The sequence below is a fragment of the Oceanobacillus indicireducens genome, assembly GCF_014647195.1.
Taxonomy (GTDB): domain Bacteria; phylum Bacillota; class Bacilli; order Bacillales; family Amphibacillaceae; genus Oceanobacillus; species Oceanobacillus indicireducens.
On sequence record NZ_BMOS01000068.1, the window covers coordinates 1,170 to 2,743 of the forward strand.

Annotated in this window: 9 tRNA genes; all 9 read right to left on the reverse strand. The window is 48.3% G+C overall.

Features of this window, described 5'->3' with window-relative positions:
* Positions 1-7: 7 nt before the first annotated feature.
* Positions 8-100: transfer RNA gene (locus IEX94_RS19325), tRNA-Ser, on the reverse strand.
* Between the two features lie 31 nt (positions 101-131).
* Positions 132-205 (reverse strand) — tRNA-Ile (locus tag IEX94_RS19330).
* 98 nt (positions 206-303) lie between these two features.
* Positions 304-380 (reverse strand) — tRNA-Arg (locus IEX94_RS19335).
* Positions 381-477: 97 nt separating this feature from the next.
* Positions 478-539 (reverse strand) — tRNA-Lys (locus IEX94_RS19340).
* A gap of 38 nt (positions 540-577) precedes the next feature.
* Positions 578-650 (reverse strand) — tRNA-Phe (locus IEX94_RS19345).
* Between the two features lie 200 nt (positions 651-850).
* A tRNA-Asp gene (locus IEX94_RS19350) sits at positions 851-927 on the reverse strand.
* Positions 928-933: 6 nt separating this feature from the next.
* Positions 934-1,010 (reverse strand) — tRNA-Met (locus IEX94_RS19355).
* 177 nt (positions 1,011-1,187) lie between these two features.
* A tRNA-Val gene (locus IEX94_RS19360) sits at positions 1,188-1,263 on the reverse strand.
* Positions 1,264-1,333: 70 nt separating this feature from the next.
* Positions 1,334-1,408 (reverse strand) — tRNA-Glu (locus tag IEX94_RS19365).
* Between the last annotated feature and the right edge of the window lie 166 nt (positions 1,409-1,574).

The window sequence follows — 1,574 nt, forward strand, 5'->3', positions numbered from 1 at the left end:
TGTAAAATGGAGGAGGTAGAGGGATTCGAACCCCCGCGCGGTTTGACCCGCCTGTCGGTTTTCAAGACCGATCCCTTCAGCCGGACTTGGGTATACCTCCGAACTATATGATGCTTCTATAGATGAACCGATGGACCCTGCAGGACTCGAACCTGCGACCGATCGGTTATGAGCCGATAGCTCTAACCAACTGAGCTAAGGGTCCAGTATTATGGGGCGACGGTGGGAGTTGAATTCACTACCACACTGGTATTTTTTATGCCCGTCATCTCTAAGCTGCTTTTACGCAATCAAATATGTATATGGCGCGCCCGAGAGGAGCCGAACCCCTAACCTTTTGATCCGTAGTCAAACGCTCTATCCAATTGAGCTACGGGCGCTTTATATGGTTCTGGGGCTCAGTCGGAACCGGACTTTGAAAAGGTTTAGATCCTCTCCAACTAGCGACTCCCGCCAAAACCGTAATTCAAATGATGAGCCATACAGGATTCGAACCTGTGACCCTCTGATTAAGAGTCAGAAACTCTACCAATTGTGCTAGGTCGACGTATATTATGTCGTGCTGCTTTTAAAAAAGTGGCTCGGGACGGAATCGAACCGCCGACACACGGATTTTCAGTCCGTTGCTCTACCGACTGAGCTACCGAGCCATGGAATATTACTGATTTTAATTAGCTTCTCGCTTCGGGTTCTGTTTCGAAGCATGTTCAAAGATGTTGTTGCTCGTCGTGTTGCAAGCTTATTCAGCGAAGTTGCACTCCTCGCATAGCTACAATGAAGTAATTCGAGGAAGTTTACGCTATGCTCTACCGACTGAGCTACCGAGCCGTAATAACTTTTTTCTAAATAGTGGCGGTCCGGACGGGACTCGAACCCGCGACCTCCTGCGTGACAGGCAGGCACTCTCACCACCTTAACTACCGGATCTTTATTTGGTTGCGGGGGCAGGATTTGAACCTGCGACCTTTGGGTTATGAGCCCAACGAGCTACCGGACTGCTCCACCCCGCGGTAATAAGAAATATGCAAGTTTTGTTTATGCATAATATAAAATAAGGACTGTTCGTCGTGTTTCGGGATAATTCGGAGAAGCTTAGACTCCTCACAAAACCTATTCAGAGATGTTACTCAATGGTGTTTCGGCTTTGCTCCACCCCGCGCCGCGATAGTAAAAATACATATAAATAATGGTGGAGGATGCAGGACTTGAACCTGCGACCCCCTGCTTGTAAGGCAGGTGCTCTCCCAACTGAGCTAATCCTCCGAAGCATAAGGACATGCTAGTGCATGTGTTGCAACACGACGTTGCGTATTAACATGCCTTCCTAAAAAAATGGTGACCCGTACGGGATTCGAACCCGTGTTACCGCCGTGAAAGGGCGGTGTCTTAACCGCTTGACCAACGGGCCAATTAAGTTTTTGGAAATAATTAGCTCGCCACACACAAAGTTTATAGCTGATTAACAGCCAATTGTTCAACCATTAAGGTGCGGTGGGGAGATTTAAAACAAAAAAATGCCTGGCGGCGTCCTACTCTCGCAGAGACAAAGTCTCAACTACCATCGGCGCTGGAAA